This is a genomic window from Streptomyces synnematoformans (genome assembly GCF_039531005.1).
In the GTDB taxonomy this organism is placed as follows: Bacteria; Actinomycetota; Actinomycetes; order Streptomycetales; family Streptomycetaceae; genus Streptomyces; species Streptomyces synnematoformans.
In genome coordinates this window covers 1-2,714 of sequence record NZ_BAAAPF010000535.1, presented here as the reverse complement: position 1 = coordinate 2,714, position 2,714 = coordinate 1, and the positions used below count along the sequence as shown (strand labels likewise).

Below are 2,714 nucleotides of genomic sequence, written 5' to 3'. Positions count from 1 at the left end.
ACGGCACCCCGGCGCCAGGTCGCGGGGCGGCGCCGGAAGGCGGCTCCGCGCCGGCCGCGGGCGGGCCCGTCGCCCGGCACGTCCGGCCTCTCCGGCCTCTCCGGCCCCTCCGGGCCGGCGGCCGGTCCGTGGGGCGTGGCGTTACGCATGGTGCACCTTCCGCTCGCTCAGGTCGATGACGTAGTCGCGGGTGTCGATCCACGGGCCGTCCTCGACCCGGGTGAAGAGCCGCACGCAGCGGTGCTCCCCGCACCGCTCCAGGCCGCCGGAGTCGCCCGGCCGCGCCGTGTACGTCATCCCCTGGACCTGCAACTGCCGCGCGCCGGTCAGCTCCTCGCCGGTCGCCGCCTCGTAGTCCTGCCGCAGGCCGGCCCCGACCGGGCTGTCCACCAGCAGGTCGGCGGCGGCCTCCGCCTCCGCCGCGGCGGGCGGGGGCTGGGAGCCGGTGGACTCGACGGTGTCCACGACCTCGTTGTCGACGAGGTCGACGCTCTTCAGTACGAGCGTGTCGGTCGCGTAGTCGTAGAAGTACACCTCGGCGATCCGGTCGTCGCCGGCGCTGACCGAGGAGTCGGCGAGGTCGGTGCTGACGAGCTGCGGTACGCCCGCGCGGCCCCGGACCCCCTCGCTCTCCGTACGCAGCGACCGGTCGCCGGCGAGCGCCAGCTGCTCGGCGCGCCGCTCCTCGTCCGCCGTCAGCGGGTCGCCGCCGGTGCCCGTCCGCCCGGTCGGCAGCGGTGCGGTCCCCGGCCCCCCGGCGCCCGGCGTCCCCAGCGCTCCGGGCGCCGGGGACGACGCGGACACCCCCGGCTCCCCGTCCTGTCGGTCGTCGCCCGCCGCGCCGAGCGGCAGTGCCACGACGACGGCGGCCGCGGTGCCCGCGACGGCCGTCAGCGCCCCCCACGCGACGCGCTGTCGCATGCGGCGGCGCTCTCCGCCCGATGTGCTCATGGGCAGCCCCTCCCCTTGTTCGGTCGAGACCGATTAGACCGGCCGGACCGTTGTTCAGCACCCCGCTCCGGCCCCGCTGAACAATCGCGGGCGGTGTCGGCGGCGCGGTCTATCGTGAGGGACGACCAGGGGGAGCAGGGGACAGGGGAGCAGGGGAACGAGGGGGGTCGCCCATGGGGCGGCGGGAGAAGTCCGTGGATCCGTCCGCGGGCCCGGTCCAGCGTTTCGCGTACGAGCTGCGCAAGCTGCGGACCGAGGCGGGCGGGCCGACCTACCGGCAGCTCGCCGCGCGCGGGCCGTACTCGGTGACGGCGCTGTCGCAGGCCGCCGCCGGCGACCGGCTGCCCTCGCTGCCGGTGGCGCTGGCGTACGCGGAGGGCTGCGGCGGCGATCCGGGCGAGTGGGAGCGGCGCTGGCGGCAGGCCGCGGCGGAGGCGGCGGAGCAGCCGCCGGAACACGGCGCCGCCGCGCCTCCGTACCGCGGACTGGCCCGCTTCGAGCCCGGCGACCGCGACCGGTTCTTCGGCCGCGACCGGCTCACCGCGGACCTGGTGGAGCTGGTCCGCACCCGCCGCTTCGCGGCGGTCTTCGGCGCGTCCGGCAGCGGCAAGTCGTCGCTGCTGCGCGCCGGGCTCGTGCCGGCGCTGCAGGCCGGCGGCGCGCGGGCCGGGGACGGGGCGGCGGAGGCGGAGGCCGCCGGGCCCGAGGACTCACGCGGTCCGAGGGACCCGCGAGCGGCGCGGGATCCGCACGCGGGCGGCGGGCAGCCGGACCGGGCCCCGGCGGACCGCCCGCCGCCCGCCGCGCTGCGCATCCTCACACCCGGCGAGCACCCCGCCCGCACCCACGCCGCCGTCCTCGACGCGGCGCCCGCCGACGGGGACACGTACCTCCTCGTGGACCAGTTCGAAGAGGTCTTCACCCTCTGCAAGGACCCCGACGAGCGCGCCGCCTTCCTCGACCGCCTCCTCGCCGCCCGCGACCCCGCCCGCCGGCTGCGGGTCGTCATCGCCGTCCGGGCCGACTTCTACGGCCGCTGCGCCGAGCACCGCGGGCTGACCGACGCGCTGCGCGACGCGCAGCTGCTGGTCGGCCCCATGTCGCCGGCCGAGCTGCGCGAGGCGGTGGTCCGGCCCGCGGCGGCCGAGGGCCTGGTCGTGGAGCGGGCCCTGACGGCGCGCGTCCTGAAGGACGTCGACGGCGAGCCGGGCGCGCTGCCGCTGATGTCGCACGTCCTGCTGGAGACGTGGCGCAGGCGGCGCGGCCGGGTGCTGACGGAGGCGGCGTACGAGGCCGCCGGCGGCGTCCGCGGCGCCATCGCCACGACCGCGGAGCGGGTCTACGGGGAGCTGACGCCGGCGCAGCAGCGGGTCGCCCGGCGCGCGCTGCTGCGCCTCGTCTCGCCCGGCGAGGGCTCCCAGGACACCCGCCGCCCGGCACCCCGCGCGGAGCTGGCCGAGATCACCGCGAACGCCGCCTCCGGCGGGGGCGGCGGAGGTGGGCTGCCCGGCGGCGGGACGGCCCCGTCCGCAAGCGGTGCGGACGCGCGAGCCGAAGCGCGTACGCGTGCCGCCGGCCGTCCGCGTCGGCGCCGGGGCGGGGGCGGCACCTCCGGCGGTGGGGAGGGTGCCGGACGTGGGGAGGGTGCGGCGGGGCGGCGGCGACGGCCGGTGGGGTGGTGTGGGCGGGCCGGTCCGGCGCCACACCGGCCGCCCCGACCCCGCGACACAGGACCCGGACACCGGCCCGCACCCCCACACGCC

General features: G+C 79.1%; 2 protein-coding genes. One reads left to right on the top strand and one right to left on the bottom strand.

What is annotated here, in order from left to right; translation table 11 throughout:
* Nucleotides 1-141: 141 nt before the first annotated feature.
* The gene (locus tag ABD317_RS35625; RefSeq protein WP_344295951.1) at nucleotides 142-921 is read right to left on the bottom strand and encodes a hypothetical protein; all 780 of its coding nucleotides are present in this window, start codon (nucleotides 919-921) and stop codon (nucleotides 142-144) included.
* Between the two features lie 203 nt (nucleotides 922-1,124).
* Between ABD317_RS35625 and ABD317_RS35620 the strand changes: the two genes are divergently transcribed.
* The coding region (locus ABD317_RS35620; protein ID WP_344295947.1) for a helix-turn-helix domain-containing protein at nucleotides 1,125-2,714 on the top strand (1,590 nt) is incomplete at its 3' end.